We start from the raw sequence: 18,564 nt of genomic DNA on the forward strand, positions 1-18,564 counted from the left end.
ATAAAGTGAAAAAAGGCATTTGAGAAACAGTAAATCACCAAAAATGTCATCAAAATCTATTCTCAATAAGAAGCAATAAGAATGCACACCACCTGGAGAGGTCAATAGATAAGTGAAAGAAGATATTCAAGAAACAATTATAAGTTATACTAATCAATTAAAGTAAAAAACGAAATTATAGACATAGTAAAATGGAGCTATAAATCAAAGAGATTAGCTCATCTTTACAAGAGAAATTAAATTGATAGAGATGATAATTAGCTGACTAATTGATAGTAACGTAAACAATCATCTGGTAAAAGACTCAAGATAAAATCTCTGTCCTTATTCCAATTAGAAATATGTTTCTCCTGATTGAGTGTAACCAAATGAATACACTGAAAGCATTGAAAAATCCAGCGTAAAGTAGGACGATTAGTTGCTTTGCCTAATTGATTTTTAATTGTTGATTTAGACTCCAAAAGAGCATTTCTAATATGACGTTGAGCCAAAGTATAAACCAGTAGACATAAACCCATAATCATTCCCAAAGACTCTATTCTCTCAGGACTTTTGAGGAAAATACTGTCGGCAAAAAATAATGGGTCTTTGAGAAAACCAAACCCCCTCTCACATGACTGCTGGGCTTTATATTCACTTAGCATAGAATCATTGCTTAGTTCCTGTGAATCTAAAACATTTGTCGCAATAATAAAACGTCCCGCACTCAGCAATTCTGTATTAATTTTACTTTCATCCTGGGAGACTGTAGCTGATATTTGATAGGATATTTCTCCTGAAGTATCTTTTTTATTAGATTTTACTTGAGTCACCGTACTTTCGTGAATTTGATGATATTTGAATTGTTTTGATAATTTTGATAATGCCTTGATAGCATCTGCAACACATGCAAATCTCTCTTGTGATAACTTTTTCAAATCTTGCACAGCTTTTGATTCTGCTTTGGTAATTTTTTGTGTGAGCTTATGCAGGTCTGATTCTTTTCTTTCTTGACTTTGCACTACTAACCATCTTTGTTCTATCCCTGCATAATTTTGGATTTTTGATGCTAATTTATATCCTGGTATTGTACTATCAATAAATTCTGATTCTGCTAATGTTGATATTAATGATTTTGCTGCTTTTATGCTTAATGGTACTCGACATAACCAACGTAATTCTGACATCATTTTCAGGTTTGATTCTGTATATAAAGCAGCGTCAGCAACCATGAGACTATTAACTTCTAATTGTTTTTGATATTCTACTGCTATTTGACCAAAACATGATGAATCTGCTTGGTTTCCCGATGCTAGTTTTAAAAATATTGGGATGTCTCCATCTCCTGAACATATCATTTCTATGATAAACTGTTTTAAGTCTGGACGATGGTCACGAGAATAACCGTAGGTGATGGTTATTTCTTTTGGTGATTTTACTGCTAATTCTTCTAATTCTTGGTTATGTCCTACTTTTTGACTCTCAAATATTACGAATGGTAAGCTAGTGTTATACTGCCCATGCACGTGCATTGATGATGAGTCTAGATGTGATGTTGATAGTGATACTCCAAATTTTTGAGCAGCTTTTAAGGCTATGATAAAAAAGATTGTATCTAAGCCTTTTATAAACAGTTTATCCATGACTCTCCCCAATTTATCGTCGTTGAGATATTCTGGTTTTACTCCTGTTCCTATTAGATGCTCACAGGCGATTGTTTCAAAATATTGGGGAAACATATATAACGGTTTGGAGACAAATCCTAACCCGTTTATTATCATGGCTTTTACCACTTGACCTGCATTTACTTTTTCGTCTTTTTCGACTCCTATTAATTCATTTATTATTTCTACTATTCCGATTGAATCTATGATTCCTGCTACTATCCCTAGATGGTCTATGTTCTCAATTTCTATTTCTTGAGGTTTTAATTTCACAACAGTTTCCTCTAATACTTCTGTTGTCATCAATTATTTCTTATTTGGTTATCAATTCATTTTTTTCTTTTGTTACCAAGTTTCACTTTATCACACCACGTCCCTTTTAATGCTACTTATTCTCATTAAGCATCTTAATTTTTGAATTGGCTTTAGTTATTATGTACTACTTTAAGGGCTTTTTTGATCTGTGACAGTTTGGGGTGCGGAATGTGGGATATAATTTAAATAAAGACCGTCATAGACAAGGAAAAAAACAACCATGAGTCAAGCAGAAATTGGAGAATCTTTGCTAACTAGCACAGGTTTTTATAGCCTGTTTCAAACCTTGCCCCTAGAAATTCGACAAGGTTTTTTACAGCTTTTATTTCAAAATAATTCGTCTGAATTGGAAGACTTTATTTTATATTTAGCTTGTGAAAATTCTCGCAAAGAAGGCTTTTTATCTGAATTAGAGTCTCAGTCTCTTTTGGAGAGTTTGCCTTCATGAAGTATGAAATTGCCAAACGCTTTAAAAAAGATCTAGATAAAATTAACGACCAAAAAATTCTTGCAAAAGTTAGAAAATGTATTGAAGCAATTGAAACTTCTGAAACACTATCCGAAATCCCTGATCTTGAACCACTAAAAGGCTTTTCAGGATACTATCGCATTAAATTTGATTACAGTTACCGTATCGGGATTTTCTGGAATGAAGAAGTTATTGAAATTCTCAAAATAGAAAGTCGCGAAGGATTCTACAAAAATTTTCCATAGTGCGATATTTAGGAATAAGTTGGGAGGGCGATAGCGAAGCGCTCCGTAGGAATCGTTTAAAATTAGGGGGTTGTGTGCGATAGCGAAGCGCGACCTAGGAATCGCTGTTTGGGGATGTTGGGAGAGCGATAGCGAAGCGCTGCTGCAAGCAGTTCGCTTAAAATTAGGGTAGTTGTGAGCGATAGCGAAGCGCTGCTGCAAGCAGTTCGCTGTTTGGGGATGTGGGATGCGATAGCGAAGCGCTGCTGCAAGCAGTTCGTTTAAAATTAGGGGGTTGTGTGCGATAGCGAAGCGCGACCTAGGAATCGCTGTTTGGGGTGTTGGGAGAGCGATAGCGTAAGCGCTGCTGCAAGCAGTTCGTTTAAAATTAGGGTAGTTGGGAGCGATAGCGAAGCGCGACCTAGGAATCGTTTAAAATTAGGGTGGTTGTGTGCGATAGCGAAGCGCGACCTAGGAATCGCTGTTTGGGATGTTGGGGTGCGATTGTTTAAAATTAGGGGGTTGTGTGCGATCGCTGTTTGGGGATGTTGGGGTGCGATAGCGAAGCGCTCCGCAGGAATCGCGCTTATATATTAACTATATATTTCTTTCAAGGCAAAATCTCAAAACAATCACAATGCTGAGGTCGAAATAATCTAAAATCTCGCTGATCTAAAGTCAATATTCTTTTAATATCAAAACGTTCAGCTATAGCCATAACACTTGCATCTACAAAATCAATCCGACTATCTGCATATTCATCCAAAATTTCCGCCACACGGATCACATCTTGATCTGTCAAAGCTACTAAAATAAATCTACTTGCAGATAGTCCTTTTAAGAAAGCTACTAATGTTGCTGAACCTGCATTACGTCCTACTAAATAAGCCACTTCTGCTAATACTGTTTGTGGCAGTAAAATTTGTTTTTGTTGTGTGTATACTGGTGTTACACTATTGTGCATTGTATCCAAACGATTCAACAATGCGACAACAAAGCCAGTATCAGCTACTGCTGGGGTTCTTTCCATGTCCAACCTGATTTCTCTGTCACTTCATTTTGGAGAATATCTTCGGAATTAATAGCTAAATCAGGTGTGGCTGCAAATAAGCCAATTAATGGATCAGATACAGCATCATTAACTGTTTCTAGTGATTGGATTTCCAGGTATGATCTGACAGCTTCACTAATAATTGATTCCGGTGATTGACCACGGTTACTAGCCAGATTGATCAGTTTTTCGAGTAAAGTCTGTTCTGGATTCCAGTTAAATGTAGATTTCACAAGATAATTTCTCTCTTATTAACCACAAATAACATTATAACAAATAAGTGCAATTTTATTAACTAATTATTTGCTTAGTGTCTTAATGAAGAAGCGCGACCTAGGAATCGCCGAAAATTAGGGTATTTGTGAGCGATAGCGAAGCGCTGCTGCAAGCAGTTCGTTTAAAATTAGGGGGTTGTGAGCGATCGCCTAGAGTGAGCTACCATTTATTTAGTCATTGTTAGGATCAGAATTGATTATGACTACATCTCTCAACATCAACGAAGCCTTACTAAATGAGGCGTTGGCACTTGACAATCAGGTGAACATTGATTCTTTAGTAGAAACAGCACTGCGCGAATATATTCAACGTCGTAAGCGGCTCAAAGTATTAGACCTCTTTGGGACTATCGAGTATGACGAAAGCTATAACTATAAGCAGCAACGTCATTAAGCATGAGCATTATTGTTGATACTTCCGTTTGGTCATTGGCTCTACGTCGGAAAACACCACCTGATTTTTCCCCAGCAGTTACAATATTGCAGAATTTAATCACTGATGACCAAGTTGCCTTACTAGGCGCGATTCGCCAGGAAATTCTTTCTGGAATCCGCAATTTTGAACAGTTTACCCGTCTGCGAGATTACCTTCGAGCTTTCCCTGATTTAGAACTCATGCCAGAAGACTACGAACTTGCTGCCGAGTTTTTCAATACCTGCCGCAGTAAAGGCATTCAGGGTTCAAATACTGATTTTTTGATTTGTGCAGTTGCTCATCGTCGCAGCTATAGCATCCTCTCCACTGACAATGATTTTCAGAATTTTCTAGTACATATTCCTATTATTTTATTACCTGTTGAGGGTTAATGCGACCTAGTAATCGCCATTTAGGCATAAGTTGGGAGAGCGATAGCGTTCGCGGAGCGTCCCGGAGGGAACTAGCGCTTCTGCAAGCAGTTCGCGTAAAATTGGGGTAGTGCGATAGCGAAGCGCGACCTAGGAATCGCTGTTGTGGGGATGTGTGGGAGTGCGATATTTTATTTTATTATTAGCAAAGCTACAAGAGAAATACTAAAATAAATAAAGTAATTCAGTTGAGAGCATTTATGCAACAAATTAACACATTTGAAGAAGTTCTCAATCTAGTGACTGATCTACCACTTGATCAACAAGAACTACTAATTAATATCCTACAACGTCGAATAGCTGATATGCGACGAAAAGAATTAGCAAATTCATCACAGGAAGCACTAGCTGAATTTAGAACTGGTAATCTTAAACCTCAAACCGCAATTGAAGCGATCGCTGAGTTAAGAACTTACTTAAATACTAATGAAACATAATGAGAAAATTGGTTCTTACTTCTCACTTCAGGCGATCTTTGCGGAAATTCATCAAACATGATCAGAATTTACAAGCACGAATTGAGGAAACATTACAGCAAATGGAAATAGATTTATTTGCTGTTAACCTTGCTACTCATCAGCTAAAAGGTGAGTTTGATGGTTTGCGTGCTTGCTCCTGTGGATATGACTGTCGGATTATTTTCTCCATCGAAAAAGATGATGAAACTGGTGAAGAAATAGTGGTTATTTTATCCCACATTCCGCACCCCAAAATGTTACAGAGGGAAATTACGGAGATGAAAATCAAAGGGAGCATCAAAACAAACAGATAAAGTGAAAAAAGGCATTTGAGAAACAGTAAATCACCAAAAATGTCATCAAAATCTATTCTCAATAAGAAGCAATAAGAATGCACACCACCTGGAGAGGTCAATAGATAAGTGAAAGAAGATATTCAAGAAACAATTATAAGTTAGACTAATCAATTAAAGTAAAAAACGAAATTATAGACATAGTAAAATGGAGCTATAAATCAAAGAGATTAGCTCATCTTTACAAGAGAAATTAAATTGATAGAGATGATAATTAGCTGACTAATTGATAGTAACGTAAACAATCATCTGGTAAAAGACTCAAGATAAAATCTCTGTCCTTATTCCAATTAGAAATATGTTTCTCCTGATTGAGTGTAACCAAATGAATACACTGAAAGCATTGAAAAATCCAGCGTAAAGTAGGACGATTAGTTGCTTTGCCTAATTGATTTTTAATTGTTGATTTAGACTCCAAAAGAGCATTTCTAATATGACGTTGAGCCAAAGTATAAACCAGTAGACATAAACCCATAATCATTCCCAAAGACTCTATTCTCTCAGGACTTTTGAGGAAAATACTGTCGGCAAAAAATAATGGGTCTTTGAGAAAACCAAACCCCCTCTCACATGACTGCTGGGCTTTATATTCACTTAGCATAGAATCATTGCTTAGTTCCTGTGAATCTAAAACATTTGTCGCAATAATAAAACGTCCCGCACTCAGCAATTCTGTATTAATTTTACTTTCATCCTGGGAGACTGTAGCTGATATTTGATAGGATATTTCTCCTGAAGTATCTTTTTTATTAGATTTTACTTGAGTCACCGTACTTTCGTGAATTTGATGATATTTGAATTGTTTTGATAATTTTGATAATGCCTTGATAGCATCTGCAACACATGCAAATCTCTCTTGTGATAACTTTTTCAAATCTTGCACAGCTTTTGATTCTGCTTTGGTAATTTTTTGTGTGAGCTTATGCAGGTCTGATTCTTTTCTTTCTTGACTTTGCACTACTAACCATCTTTGTTCTATCCCTGCATAATTTTGGATTTTTGATGCTAATTTATATCCTGGTATTGTACTATCAATAAATTCTGATTCTGCTAATGTTGATATTAATGATTTTGCTGCTTTTATGCTTAATGGTACTCGACATAACCAACGTAATTCTGACATCATTTTCAGGTTTGATTCTGTATATAAAGCAGCGTCAGCAACCATGAGACTATTAACTTCTAATTGTTTTTGATATTCTACTGCTATTTGACCAAAACATGATGAATCTGCTTGGTTTCCCGATGCTAGTTTTAAAAATATTGGGATGTCTCCATCTCCTGAACATATCATTTCTATGATAAACTGTTTTAAGTCTGGACGATGGTCACGAGAATAACCGTAGGTGATGGTTATTTCTTTTGGTGATTTTACTGCTAATTCTTCTAATTCTTGGTTATGTCCTACTTTTTGACTCTCAAATATTACGAATGGTAAGCTAGTGTTATACTGCCCATGCACGTGCATTGATGATGAGTCTAGATGTGATGTTGATAGTGATACTCCAAATTTTTGAGCAGCTTTTAAGGCTATGATAAAAAAGATTGTATCTAAGCCTTTTATAAACAGTTTATCCATGACTCTCCCCAATTTATCGTCGTTGAGATATTCTGGTTTTACTCCTGCTCCTATTAAATGCTCACAGGCGATTGTTTCAAAATATTTGGGAAACATATATAACGGTTTGGAGACAAATCCTAACCCGTTTATTATCATGGCTTTTACCACTTGACCTGCATTTACTTTTTCGTCTTTTTCGACTCCTATTAATTCATTTATTATTTCTACTATTCCGATTGAATCTATGATTCCTGCTACTATCCCTAGATGGTCTATGTTCTCAATTTCTATTTCTTGAGGTTTTAATTTCACAACAGTTTCCTCTAATACTTCTGTTGTCATCAATTATTTCTTATTTGGTTATCAATTCATTTTTTTCTTTTGTTACCAAGTTTCACTTTATCACACCACGTCCCTTTTAATGCTACTTATTCTTATTAAGCATCTTAATTTTTGAATTGGCTTTAGTTATTATGTACTACTTTAAGGGCTTTTTTGATCTGTGACAGTTTGGGGTGCGGAATGTGGGTTTTAAATATAGGTTCTCATGATGATGTCTACTAAAAGAGAGCGATAGCGTAAGCGCGACCTAGGAATCGCTGTTTGGGGATGTGGTTGGAAGAGCGATAGCGCAAGCGCTGACTTGTCAGTTCGTTTAAAATTCAATGAGGATATGACCATGAATGCTTTAACTGTCAATTTGAAATCATTAATAGAAATGACTGATGAGCAGTTTTTTCAGCTATGTCAAAATAACCGCGAATTGAGATTTGAAAGAAATGCCAAATCGAAAATCTCGTCAAGTTGAAATTTATAGACCAGGAAAAGAGGTTGAGGTTTTGAATTCTCCTGCTACGGTGTCGGGGGAAGATGTTTTAAAGGGTTTTGTTTTGAATTTGGGGATGATTTGGTAGTTTATGCTGTAATAAAATCTGACTTTTAATAGACACAGGAACTTTTTTAGTTTTGTTCATAATTTTATTCCTCATTTTCCCTCTAACAATTATCCCAGCCAATTGGACTATTATGATTATAGAAACTGTGGTATTTCTCAGGTTTCTCAAGGATTTTAACAGAGTGTACTTCTGTAGCCACAAATTTTACTTTTTTGTCATCATATAAATCTGGATCTGGTTTCTCGAAAATGAGCTTTTTACAAAAAAATGCTCTATCTCCAAAATAATCTTTTGTTTCTAAATGACTTTCAATACAAATTAATTTTGCTTTCTCAATATATAAGTTTAAATTTGAATAGTCACGAATTGCATCGCTAGATATAAGAAAATTTCCATTTAAATATAATCTGACCGAATCAATGTTTTCTCCGATATATTCCGAAAATTCCTCTAATTTTTCGTGATTATCATAAACTGAATATTTTCTTCCTGTTCTTATTGTTAAATCTTCAGGAATACCTGTCTTTGTCACTATATGTATACCATTAATATCCGCAGAAATTGTATGTTCTCTATTATCTAAAGAAAATGTAATAATACAGTGACAATCATGAATAACAAAAGCGTTTTGAAGATAATCTAGTCTTACATTATCAAGACGATAGTAAAATGTATAAGGATTATAATCAAAACCTTATGTATCTACAGCAGCTTGATCTAAAGATTAGTTTCCACCAAATTATGATCTAAGATTAAACCACCTTGCTCTGTAATTTTTTTCGCTGCATCTAAAAGATACTCATAATAGGTATGAGCAATAATGGATAATTGCTTACCAGCAGGATAAACCATATACCAAGTGCGTTTAATGGGAAAGTGCTGGACATCTAAAATGCTAAATTCCGCAATATCCGTGAGTAAAGTATGACGAGATAATACGGATATACCTAGACCACCAGCGATCGCTTGCTTAATCGCTTCATTACTCCCCAATTCCAACTTCACCTTCACTTTTACCCCATGTTCCTCAAATAGACTTTGGACAGCGCTGCGAGTTCCTGAACCCGGTTCACGCATAATAAACAGTTCATCACCTAAACGTTCAATAGGAATATTTTTTTCCTTCGCTAAGGGATGATTAGCTGGTGCAAAAACTACTAAAGGATTTTCTAAAAATGGCTGAAAACTGACATCGAAATGATCGGGAATCTGACTCATAATATACAAGTCATCTAAATTACTCATCATCCGATCTAAAATCAGTTCATGATTTGTGACTTGGAGAGAAATATCAATCCCAGGGTAAAGCTGACAAAAAGGCCCCAACAATCTGGGAATAATATACTTTGCTGTGGTAATTGCTGCCAGCCTTAATTGTCCTTGCTTTAGTCCTTTTAAATCTGCAATCGTCATTTGAAACTTGTCCATAGTCTCAAAAATTTGCCGACAAGTAGCAAATAATTCCCGTCCTGCTTGTGTCAAATATAAACGCTTTCCTACCTGTTCAAATAATGGCAAACCTACGGATTTCGTCAACTGTTTAATTTGCATGGATATGGTAGGTTGAGTCAAAAACAACTCTTCCGCAGCGCGTGTAAAACTACCATGCCGGGCAGCAGCCTCGAACACCTTCAACTGGTGCAATGTCGCTTGGTTCAAGCTGATTCTCCTCTGATAACAATTTTTATATATAATAATATAGTATTCTGTAACACTAATAAAATTTTGAGTGTTATTTATACAAAGTTCTCAAGTCCAATCTTAAATCTCTCACATAAAAACAAAAATCTAGGCTCTACCGTTCCATTTATGTAAAATAATATTTATTGTAGGTTGGGTTGAGGGACGAAACCCAACACCCCTTGCTATCCTACCCCTAATGTTGGGTTTGGTCTTCGTTCTACCCAACCTACAAAAATTAAATTAATATTCTTCTCCATAAGGGGAGCGGTAGAACCAAAATCTATAACTGAAGATTATCCAGAAATTTTCTGTCTTTGGGCTTCATATAACATTAAAGCAGCAGTGATTCCTACATTCAAGGATTCCACCCCAGGATTAAGAGGAATTTTTACTTGAATATCTGCCAACGCGGCTAAATCCGCTGATAATCCTGCCCCTTCGTTACCCAATAATATTAAACTAGGTTTACACCAATCTACCTGCCAATAAGTTAAATCGGCATTAGGTAAGGTAGCTACTACCTGCATTCCTGCTTGCTGACTTTGTTGAACTGTGGCTTTCAAATCTCCACTTACAGCCATATTCAAACGAAACCATTGCCCAGCAGAAGCGCGTAAAACCTTGGGATTATCTAAGTCTACACTATCTTCACTTAACCACAAACCTGATGCACTTGCCGCTGCGGCTGTGCGAATCATCGTTCCCAAATTACCAGGATCTTGGACAGTTTCCAAAGCCAGAACTAAACCAGTAAACGGAATTTGTCTTGCTTGTGCTTCTCGTTGAGCTATCGCCACTATACCATCAGGATTGACAGTTGTTGCCATTGCTGCTAAAACTTCTGGACTAACAATTTCAACACGATAACATTGACCACAAATAATTTCCCACAATTGGGGATGTGTTTCCTGCCATTGAGGAGTGCAACATACCGCATCTAAAGGATAGCTAACCGCACAAGCTTCTTCTAATAAATGCGTTCCTTCCAATAAAAAAAGCTGTTGCTTATTTCTCTCCTTCGTGGAATGCAACTTGCGGATTTGTTTAACTAGGGAATTTTGTAAACTTGTTAACACAATCTTAGATTTGAAATTTCGGATTTGAGATCAGTCCAAAATTGATATACTGATATGCGGAACCCGGGACTTGAACCCGGAAGCCCGTGAAGGCACTAGAACCTGAATCTAGCGCGTCTGCCAATTCCGCCAGTTCCGCTGGAATTGAATCTTATTTACAATTTATCATTATGTCCTAATCATTTTCATTTGTCAAGAAAAAATTTGCCAGAATAGACATCTAGCTAATCCCCATTTTTCCAATTAAGCTGACATACTGCATGATAGAATTTAACGACTTTATGGCATTTGACAACTTCAAGAAAAATCTTCCGGCTTTTAGCTAGATAATTGTCGACATAGAATCAAAACCAACATCAAACCTTTATAATTACTTACTTTTGGAGGTAGGCTTATTAATTCTTCTAGCAGCTTACCAGATGCCAAATCTTCACTAGAAGCAGACTCCTCAGTCTTGCAAATCAGTGGAGGGCATTCTTTGGGCGGTCATGTAAACATTAGCGGGGCTAAGAATTCCGCACTGGTAATCATGGCGGGAACGTTCCTCTGTTCCGGCGATTGTCGCATTCGCAACGTTCCTTTATTGGCGGATGTAGCGCGAATGGGACAAGTTCTATCAGCTTTAGGATTACGTTTAAAGAGAGAAGGGGACATTTTAGATGTTGATGCGCGGGAAATTACCACATCTAAAGCCCCTTATGAACTCGTTACCCAACTGCGAGCCAGTTTTTTTGCAATTGGTCCAATTTTAGCCCGACTAGGAGTTGCACAAATGCCCTTGCCGGGTGGTTGTGCCATAGGGGCTAGACCGGTAGATTTGCACGTCAGAGGACTGCAAGCAATGGGCGCAGAGGTGCAAATTGAACATGGTATTTGTAATGCTCATGTTCCCGGAAATAATGGTAGGTTAAGAGGCGCGAAAATCTACTTAGATACTCCCAGTGTCGGTGCGACGGAAACCTTGATGATGGCTGCTACTTTAGCAGATGGAGAAACCATCCTTGATAATGCTGCCAGAGAGCCAGAAGTAGTTGATTTAGCTAACTTCTGCAACTCAATGGGAGCAAAAATTCAAGGTGCGGGAACAAGTACAATTACTATAGTTGGCGTACCTAAATTACACTCAACCGACTATACTATTATTCCTGATCGCATTGAAGCAGGGACTTTGCTAATCGCTGGGGCAATTACCCGCTCTGAAATACTTCTATCCCCAATTGTACCGGATCATTTAATCCCAGTTATTGCTAAATTGCAAGAGATTGGCGTGTCAATTATTGAGGAAGGAAAAGATTGCTTACGGATTTTACCAGCGAAAACTCTCAAGGCTATAAATATTGATACCTTGCCTCATCCTGGGTTTCCCACGGATATGCAAGCACCTTTTATGGCTTTACTAGCTGTAGCAGAAGGTGACAGTATCATTAATGAATCAGTCTTTGAAAATCGCTTGCGTCATGCTTCCGAATTGAATCGTTTGGGTGCAGATATCCGTGTTAAAGGTAATACTGCTTTTGTGCGGGGAGTACCAATGTTATCAGGCGCACCAGTTATAGGTACAGATTTAAGAGCTTCCGCAGCCTTAGTTATCGCCGGATTAGCAGCATCTGGAACAACCACAGTGCAAGGATTACACCATTTAGATCGGGGTTATGATCGTCTGGATCTGAAGTTGCAGCAATTAGGAGCAAAAATTATTCGTGTAAATGAAGCGTCAAAAGATGCAGATTTACTTGTTAATAACATTAATCCCCCAGCCTCAGTTTCTATCTAAGGTTTGAGTATTTTGTTGTTGTAAACTTAATGGCGATCGCTCTCCGTATTGTGCGAAGTGCGATCGCTTTTGGCTATTGATTAAATTTGACAAAGTTGCTAAAATCCTGGACATCCTGATCCGGCTTGCACCACGCTAGTACCGCAGGGCGGAAGTCAAAAGTCAAAAGTCAAAACTAATATACAGTAGGCTTTTTGGCGATTGAATATGGTTGCTTTATTTACGCCGCAGTGTGCTAGGCTATCAGAGGTTGTTTGAAAAGTATTATATCAAACCAGTAATCTCCAAAAACCTAACCCCCCTACCCCCCTTCCCTGCAAGGGAATGGGGGTTTTAAAACCTCTCCCCTTGCAGGGGAGAGGTTTGGAGAGGGGTCAGTCTATACATTCAAAACTTTTCAAACACCCTCTCAGACAATTTCACCATCTATTTTCCCCTTTCCCGATGATTAGCAGCTTGTAATAATAAAGATTCAGCAAAAGAAATTGCCTCATTTGCCGATTTACCACCAGCTAACTGAGCCAATTCTTCCCGACGAGTAGTTAAATTATCCAAACTTGTCACCCTCACCACAGTCCGCTGTTCATCATTACTATTTCTGGCTTTATTAATAACTAATTTATCAACGCGAAAATGACGATCTGCCATTGCGGCAACTAGAGGTTGATGAGTTACACATAATACTTGATGTCCTTGACTAAGTTGGTGCAATTTTTCCGCTATAGCTTGGGCAACTCTACCAGAAACTCCCACATCAATTTCATCAAATATCATTGTTCCCACTTCATTTCCTTGATGGAAACAAGCTTTTAAAGCTAGTAAAAAACGGCTCATTTCTCCACCAGAAGCAATTTCTGTTAATGGTTGAATAGGTTCACCGGGGTTAGGACTAAACATAAAAGTAATTTTATCTGCACCTGTAGCTGCGGGAGAAATGGGGACAATTTCTACTTGAAATTTCACCTTATCCATCGCTAACGGCTTGAGTTCAGCTAATAACCGAGATTCTAAATTAGCCGCAGTTTGCCGCCGTAATTGGCTTAATTGGTGACTAATTTGTTGGAGTTCTTGTAAAGATAATTGTTCTTGTTGTTCTAAAGTTTCGATAGATTGTTCACTATTATTTAATTCAGCTAATTCAGTTTGAATACGTTCATAATAAGAAATAGCTTCCGTCAGAGTCGGTCCATATTTGCGACAGATTTGTTTTAATTCCCGTATCCGTTCATCCACCTCTTCCAACCGTTGCGGATCTGCTTCTAACCCTTCTCCATAAATACTAATTTGTCTCCCCACTTCCATTACCGCTGCAACGGCATCTCGCACCAATTCCAACAAAGATTGTAATTGAGAATCATACTCCACCATGTGAGTTAATGTCATCTCTCCATCGGCTAATAAATCAGCAGCAGTCCGAGTTTCCTGATCATCTTGATACAAAGCCTGATAAACTTTGTAACTCATTTGTTGTAAATCCACAACATGATTCAGGCGTTCCCGTTCTTGATTTAATTGTTCCATTTCCTGGGCATCATCAAGATTAGCAGCACCCAATTCTTGTACTTGATATGTTAATAAATCCAATTGTTGCAGTCGTTCCCGTTCCGATGTCCGGCGTTTTTCCAGCGCTTGTCGGGCTTGTTGATATACAATGAAAGCAGCAGCGACATTTTGGCGTTTGTGCAACAAAGCATCACCACCATATAAATCTAACCAATCTCGAACTTGGGCAGATTGTCCCACTTGTACCGTTTGTCCTTGTGCCGTAATTTCTACCAAGTTATCCCGTAATCCTGCCATTAAGGGGCGATTTACCAGCACTCCATTTACTCTTGATCTACTGCGGATATTACTGGTAGTAGTGGCAATTTCTCGACTAATGATCACAGCATGATCATCGGTTAAATCAATTTCTTGTTCACTCAACCAAGCTGCTAGGGGCGGAGTAACGCTAAAAGTCGCCTCCACTATAGCGCGATTTGTGCCAGTTCTAATCACCCGACTAGAGACTTTACCACCTAAAACCGCATCAATAGCATCTAATATAATTGATTTTCCTGCGCCGGTTTCTCCCGTCAACACATTCAAACCCGCACCAAAATCCAATTCCAAATGATCAATTAAGGCGAAATTTTCAATTCTTAAATATAGCAGCATTTAAATAATCCTTACTATTGCAGATTTCCCCGGTTTCAAATTATGTTTCGCGCAAAGGCACAAAGAAGCAAAGGCGCAAAGGTGAAGATTTTTAATTTTCCTTTTTTCTACTTCAATATGGCTATTAGCAACGCTCAAAACTTAGAGGTGTAAGGGTTTAGTTCAGGCTTTACCCTACCTGTAGAATCAAAGTTATGCTATGGGAAACATAGTAATGGTTGTATCTCCACTCCCAGCCGCTAATATTTTACCATCTGGACTAAAAGCAATTGAGTAAATTACAGAATCGGTACATTTTACGCTGGAAATTTCTTCTCCACTAGCGACTGACCATAATTTCACTGTTTTATCTTTACTAGCGCTCGCTAAAATTTGTCCATTGGGACTATATGCAACGGAACAAATATGATCAGAATGTCCTGATAAGGTTTTAATTTCTTGACTAGTTTCTAGATTCCAAAGTTTAATAGTTTTGTCTTGACTACCACTAATTAAAGTTTTTCCGTCGGGACTAAATGCTAGAGAAGTAATCCCTCCAAACCAATCAGAATGTCCTGTTAATGTTTTCACTTTATTTTCAGCTAATTGTAAAATCTTGATAGTTTTATCATTACCACCTGCACTACTAGCTAATAGTTTACCGTCGGGACTAAAAGTTACAGATAAAACATCATCGGTATGACTTTTGAAAGAGTAAACTTCTTTTCCTGTTTCTAATGACCACATTTTAACTGTTTTGTCTTTACTTCCACTGGCTAAAATTTTTCCCAAGGGACTAAATGCGACAGCATTAACTCTTTCTTGATGTCCTGTAAAAGTGAAAATTTCTATTCCTAAATTTACATCCCACAATTTAATAGTTTTGTCATCACTTCCACTGACTAAGAATGGGAGCATCCCAATAATGTAATAAGTATAAATACTCAAGCAATAGCCTGATTGAGATAAGCACAACGCAAGTTCAAAATCTGGGAAACATTTTCTGCCTTCCATTGCGCTCCTGTTATTTTTATCCTGGCTCCAATCTGCTTAATCTTCGACTCCACACTCCCTGAACCAATGCAAATTCCTAAATCTTGATACAAACCGTAGTCTGGTATTCTCTGGCGATGCTTTTGGACATAATTCTGGAAATTCACCACGGCCTTGTTTTGAGACCCTTTAAACTCCGCTAAGGCCATTTCTATGTCCCCATCCCATAAATAACTTTCGACTCTTCTGATGCGCTTGTTTGACCCCCCGACTTTATTTAAATTTTCGACCAAATGATACCAATCAAGGACTTCTCTTCGCTGAAAACTATCCCCTATCTGCGTTATCAAATTCCAGATCCCATCATGACCATCCCCTACGCAGGTAATGACCTTGCCTAACGGTTGGGAATTTGTCCAAGATAATAACTGGTCATTTTCTCGAAAAAATGCAGCACATATCTGTCCATGCAAGCTGACTGCTTTGTAATTTTGCCAGATACTTTCTTGCCCTAACGGTGTTCTCAACCTGACATTTCCTCCGTCTACACTCAATGCCTCTATGATTCCTTTTCCTTGTGGAGCAGAAAATTCATATCTTTGTACCAACCTATGTTGACTACTCCCTGAGACTTCCATCCCTGTGGTCATCTTTATATCTTCTTCAGCGTGTTCAAAAGATTCATTAGCTACTAATCTTAAACAGCACTTCTCCAGATATGGACTTAACCGATTATTTTTCTCTAATCCCAGTTCTCCGGCTTGTTTAGAGGTGATTTTTACCTTTCCGATAATACTATTTACAACCCTGGTTCTTCCCACAGTTGTTCCCGTTGCTGTTTCAAAAAAAAACTGGCTACCACTGGACTGACGTTGTTTAGCATATGCTCTCGCACAATCAATTCTATGCTTTCAAAGTCTTTTAGATTTTCAATAGCTGTATTATTGATGAGAATTTCTGAAATGCCTTTGATATGTTCATTCAGTTTCTGCGTTTCTTCAGGGGTCATTTTTTTTCTCTTCATCACTTTTTGGCTATTTTGCCTTTTATTCTTTCTGAAGTCTCTAAGCATTTATACTTACTGCATAATTGGGATGCTCCCCTAAGAATTTACCATCTGGACTAAAACCTACGGAATTAATCCCTCTAGACCAAGAAGATTCTCCATGTCCTTTAAAGGTGCGATGTTGCTGAGTTGCTAAATCCCACAATTTAATGATTTTATCATCACTACCACTTGCTAAAAATCTACCATCTGGACTAAAAGCTACAGAAAGAACTTTATTTTCATGTCCTTTGAGAGTACCAACAAATACTAATTTTTCGGTGTTGTCATTTGATGAAAATGTGGTAGGAATTACTTCTAATGTTTCTTGATAATTATCTGGTTCTTTTATATTTGATTTATTTGCTGCGTGTAACGGGTTAAACCAAGTATTTAATTCCGTCAATACATCCAATGTTTTCAACGATTCGTTAATAGAATTTCCAATAGAATCTAAGTTATTAATTCTGTTAATTTCTTCTCTTTCTTGACTTGCTGTTTCTGGCATTGGATTTGTTTGCGAATTTGATTTATTTTCAACCTGTAACGGTTGTACCAAAGCTGTGAATAAACTATCTAATTCTGTTAATCCATCTGTCAACCGTTGGTTAATAGAATCAAGGATATCATTATTTTTACAACTTTCACTTTCTTGCTTTTCTTTAATTTCACCTATTGATTGGTTTTGTTCTAAAATTGTCTGATGTAATTTTTGTGTTGAATTATCAATTTCTGCAAATCGAGAATTAACAACTTCGATTTGTTGATGAATCTGAGTAAATTCCTGACTTTGATTTTCTTGATTATCCCGTAATTCTGCTAATTGCTGTTGACTGCTTTCATTGCCATTTCTGATAGAAGTTTCAATTTCTGCAAATCGAGAACTAAAGACTTGTAGCTGTTGATTAATTTGTGATAATTCAGTTTGCAATTCTGCAATATTTCTCAAATATTCATCTTTATCAACAGTAGAACCTAAACTTTCTAAAGAAATATCTAATTGCTGTACCCGATTATTGATAACTTGCATTTGTTGATGAACTGCATTAAATTCTGTACTTAATTTTTGCATTGATATTTGAATTTTCTGGTCAACAATTTGACTAATTTCCTGTTTGTAAACTTCAAGTTTTCCCAAACGTTCATTAATAGCACTTTCAATAGTTTGGTCAATAATTTGGCTGAGTTGTTGTCTCCAAGCTTCGATTTGTTCCAAACGTTGATTAGAGGTATTCATGGTTTTTTCTACTTGGTGAAATTCTTCAGTGATATTTTGCAAACTTGTTTGTAATTGCTCAATTTGTGATTGGGAATAATTAAACTTAGGACGATTAACTAAATTTAAAGCTACACTTAAACTCAGGGGAATAACTGCATAAACTACCTGTTGCGTCACTGTAGCTACTATTGTTCCCAATACTGATAACCCCAAACATACATACTCGCTAACTTCTAGCAACTGACGATTATTCATGTTAACTGGTATTACTTGTCAAGTCGTGATTACTATATCACAAAACATAGTCAATAAAATTCAGCAAATAAAACTTTATACTCTTTGCGCCTCTGCGTCTCTGCGTGCAAAAAATTCTTTCCTTCCGCAACGCTAATTTTTAGATATGAAAACTTTCAGATTGTATATCTTGACAATAGCATAAAATTTCCGGATGTCAATACCCTAGTAAAATCCTTGGCTTATTGATTACATGAGATTATCAGTAGAAAAAAGACACAAGAGCCGCTATGAATTACCAAAAATGGTATTA

The 18,564-nt window shown here is 37.1% G+C and carries 18 protein-coding genes, 1 tRNA gene and 1 pseudogene; 8 read left to right on the plus strand and 12 right to left on the minus strand.

What is annotated here, in order from left to right:
• Positions 1-257 precede the first annotated feature (257 nt).
• Entirely contained in the window at positions 258-1,946 is a 1,689-nt protein-coding gene (locus BMF77_RS06115) for an IS1634 family transposase (RefSeq protein WP_148761457.1), read from the minus strand.
• Between the two features lie 232 nt (positions 1,947-2,178).
• Here BMF77_RS06115 and BMF77_RS06120 point away from each other — a divergent pair, with 232 nt between their 5' ends.
• Together BMF77_RS06120 and BMF77_RS06125 are read left to right on the plus strand one after the other, a co-directional pair.
• Positions 2,179-2,406, plus strand: coding sequence for a hypothetical protein (locus tag BMF77_RS06120; RefSeq protein ID WP_148761459.1), 228 nt, complete (start codon positions 2,179-2,181; stop codon positions 2,404-2,406).
• A complete protein-coding gene (locus BMF77_RS06125; RefSeq protein ID WP_148761461.1) occupies positions 2,403-2,672 on the plus strand; it encodes a type II toxin-antitoxin system RelE/ParE family toxin in 270 nt (89 codons plus the stop codon). Before BMF77_RS06120 ends, BMF77_RS06125 begins: the two co-directional genes overlap by 4 nt.
• Positions 2,673-3,261: 589 nt before the next feature.
• Here the strand turns inward: BMF77_RS06125 and BMF77_RS06130 are convergent.
• Together BMF77_RS06130 and BMF77_RS06135 are read right to left on the minus strand one after the other, a co-directional pair.
• Positions 3,262-3,681 carry a type II toxin-antitoxin system VapC family toxin gene (locus BMF77_RS06130; protein WP_168204407.1) on the minus strand — a complete coding sequence of 140 codons (420 nt, stop codon included), beginning with the start codon at positions 3,679-3,681 and terminating at the stop codon, positions 3,262-3,264.
• Complete coding sequence (locus BMF77_RS06135; RefSeq protein WP_027402764.1) at positions 3,660-3,935, minus strand: hypothetical protein; 276 nt, start codon at positions 3,933-3,935, stop codon at positions 3,660-3,662. The genes BMF77_RS06130 and BMF77_RS06135 overlap by 22 nt, the downstream gene beginning before the upstream one ends.
• Before the next feature lie 241 nt (positions 3,936-4,176).
• On the opposite strand from BMF77_RS06135, the gene BMF77_RS06140 reads away from it, so the two are divergent.
• The 4 genes from BMF77_RS06140 to BMF77_RS28890 all read left to right on the plus strand — a co-directional run bounded on the left by BMF77_RS06140 (position 4,177) and on the right by BMF77_RS28890 (position 5,595).
• On the plus strand, positions 4,177-4,371 hold the full coding sequence (locus tag BMF77_RS06140; RefSeq protein ID WP_039199934.1) for a type II toxin-antitoxin system VapB family antitoxin: 195 nt from the start codon (positions 4,177-4,179) through the stop codon (positions 4,369-4,371).
• 2 nt (positions 4,372-4,373) lie between these two features.
• Positions 4,374-4,784, plus strand: coding sequence for a PIN domain-containing protein (locus BMF77_RS06145; protein ID WP_148761465.1), 411 nt, complete (start codon positions 4,374-4,376; stop codon positions 4,782-4,784).
• Between the two features lie 239 nt (positions 4,785-5,023).
• Positions 5,024-5,260, plus strand: coding sequence for a hypothetical protein (locus BMF77_RS06150; protein WP_174782976.1), 237 nt, complete (start codon positions 5,024-5,026; stop codon positions 5,258-5,260).
• Positions 5,260-5,595 carry a type II toxin-antitoxin system mRNA interferase toxin, RelE/StbE family gene (locus BMF77_RS28890; RefSeq protein WP_210422305.1) on the plus strand — a complete coding sequence of 112 codons (336 nt, stop codon included), beginning with the start codon at positions 5,260-5,262 and terminating at the stop codon, positions 5,593-5,595. Before BMF77_RS06150 ends, BMF77_RS28890 begins: the two co-directional genes overlap by 1 nt.
• A 253-nt stretch (positions 5,596-5,848) precedes the next feature.
• Here BMF77_RS28890 and BMF77_RS06165 read toward each other — a convergent pair whose 3' ends face one another.
• Positions 5,849-7,537 carry an IS1634 family transposase gene (locus tag BMF77_RS06165; RefSeq protein ID WP_148761467.1) on the minus strand — a complete coding sequence of 563 codons (1,689 nt, stop codon included), beginning with the start codon at positions 7,535-7,537 and terminating at the stop codon, positions 5,849-5,851.
• 443 nt (positions 7,538-7,980) lie between these two features.
• Between BMF77_RS06165 and BMF77_RS28895 the strand changes: the two are divergent.
• Positions 7,981-8,109, plus strand: a pseudogene (locus BMF77_RS28895) (Uma2 family endonuclease); the annotation flags it as partial.
• 82 nt (positions 8,110-8,191) lie between these two features.
• Here BMF77_RS28895 and BMF77_RS06175 read toward each other — a convergent pair.
• From BMF77_RS06175 to BMF77_RS06190, 4 genes are all read right to left on the minus strand, one after another.
• Positions 8,192-8,623: a hypothetical protein gene (locus tag BMF77_RS06175; protein WP_148761469.1), complete on the minus strand. Its 432-nt coding sequence runs from the start codon at positions 8,621-8,623 to the stop codon at positions 8,192-8,194.
• 185 nt (positions 8,624-8,808) lie between these two features.
• Positions 8,809-9,750 carry a LysR family transcriptional regulator gene (locus tag BMF77_RS06180; RefSeq protein ID WP_148761471.1) on the minus strand — a complete coding sequence of 314 codons (942 nt, stop codon included), beginning with the start codon at positions 9,748-9,750 and terminating at the stop codon, positions 8,809-8,811.
• A gap of 317 nt (positions 9,751-10,067) precedes the next feature.
• A complete protein-coding gene (locus tag BMF77_RS06185) occupies positions 10,068-10,850 on the minus strand; it encodes an RNA methyltransferase (RefSeq protein WP_148761473.1) in 783 nt (260 codons plus the stop codon).
• Between the two features lie 55 nt (positions 10,851-10,905).
• Positions 10,906-10,989, minus strand: a tRNA-Leu gene (locus tag BMF77_RS06190).
• Between the two features lie 255 nt (positions 10,990-11,244).
• Here BMF77_RS06190 and murA point away from each other — a divergent pair.
• Positions 11,245-12,624 carry a UDP-N-acetylglucosamine 1-carboxyvinyltransferase gene (gene murA / locus BMF77_RS06195; protein WP_148761475.1) on the plus strand — a complete coding sequence of 460 codons (1,380 nt, stop codon included), beginning with the start codon at positions 11,245-11,247 and terminating at the stop codon, positions 12,622-12,624.
• 426 nt (positions 12,625-13,050) lie between these two features.
• Here the strand turns inward: murA and recN are convergent, their stop codons facing one another.
• The 4 genes from recN to BMF77_RS06220 all read right to left on the minus strand — a co-directional run bounded on the left by recN (position 13,051) and on the right by BMF77_RS06220 (position 18,272).
• Entirely contained in the window at positions 13,051-14,781 is a 1,731-nt protein-coding gene (recN, locus tag BMF77_RS06205; protein ID WP_148761477.1) for a DNA repair protein RecN, read from the minus strand.
• A 192-nt stretch (positions 14,782-14,973) separates the two neighbouring features.
• Complete coding sequence (locus tag BMF77_RS06210; RefSeq protein WP_246863075.1) at positions 14,974-15,678, minus strand: WD40 repeat domain-containing protein; 705 nt, start codon at positions 15,676-15,678, stop codon at positions 14,974-14,976.
• A gap of 26 nt (positions 15,679-15,704) precedes the next feature.
• Positions 15,705-16,762, minus strand: a protein-coding gene (locus BMF77_RS06215; RefSeq protein WP_148761479.1) for an ISKra4 family transposase whose coding sequence is annotated in 2 segments (ribosomal slippage) — positions 15,705-16,609 and positions 16,609-16,762 — 1,059 coding nt in all. Because the reading frame shifts where the segments join, the coding sequence is not laid out codon by codon here.
• A 55-nt stretch (positions 16,763-16,817) separates the two neighbouring features.
• Positions 16,818-18,272, minus strand: coding sequence for a hypothetical protein (locus BMF77_RS06220; protein WP_246863076.1), 1,455 nt, complete (start codon positions 18,270-18,272; stop codon positions 16,818-16,820).
• Between the last annotated feature and the right edge of the window lie 292 nt (positions 18,273-18,564).

The organism is Dolichospermum sp. UHCC 0315A, assembly GCF_008121535.1.
In the GTDB taxonomy this organism is placed as follows: Bacteria; Cyanobacteriota; Cyanobacteriia; order Cyanobacteriales; family Nostocaceae; genus Dolichospermum; species Dolichospermum lemmermannii.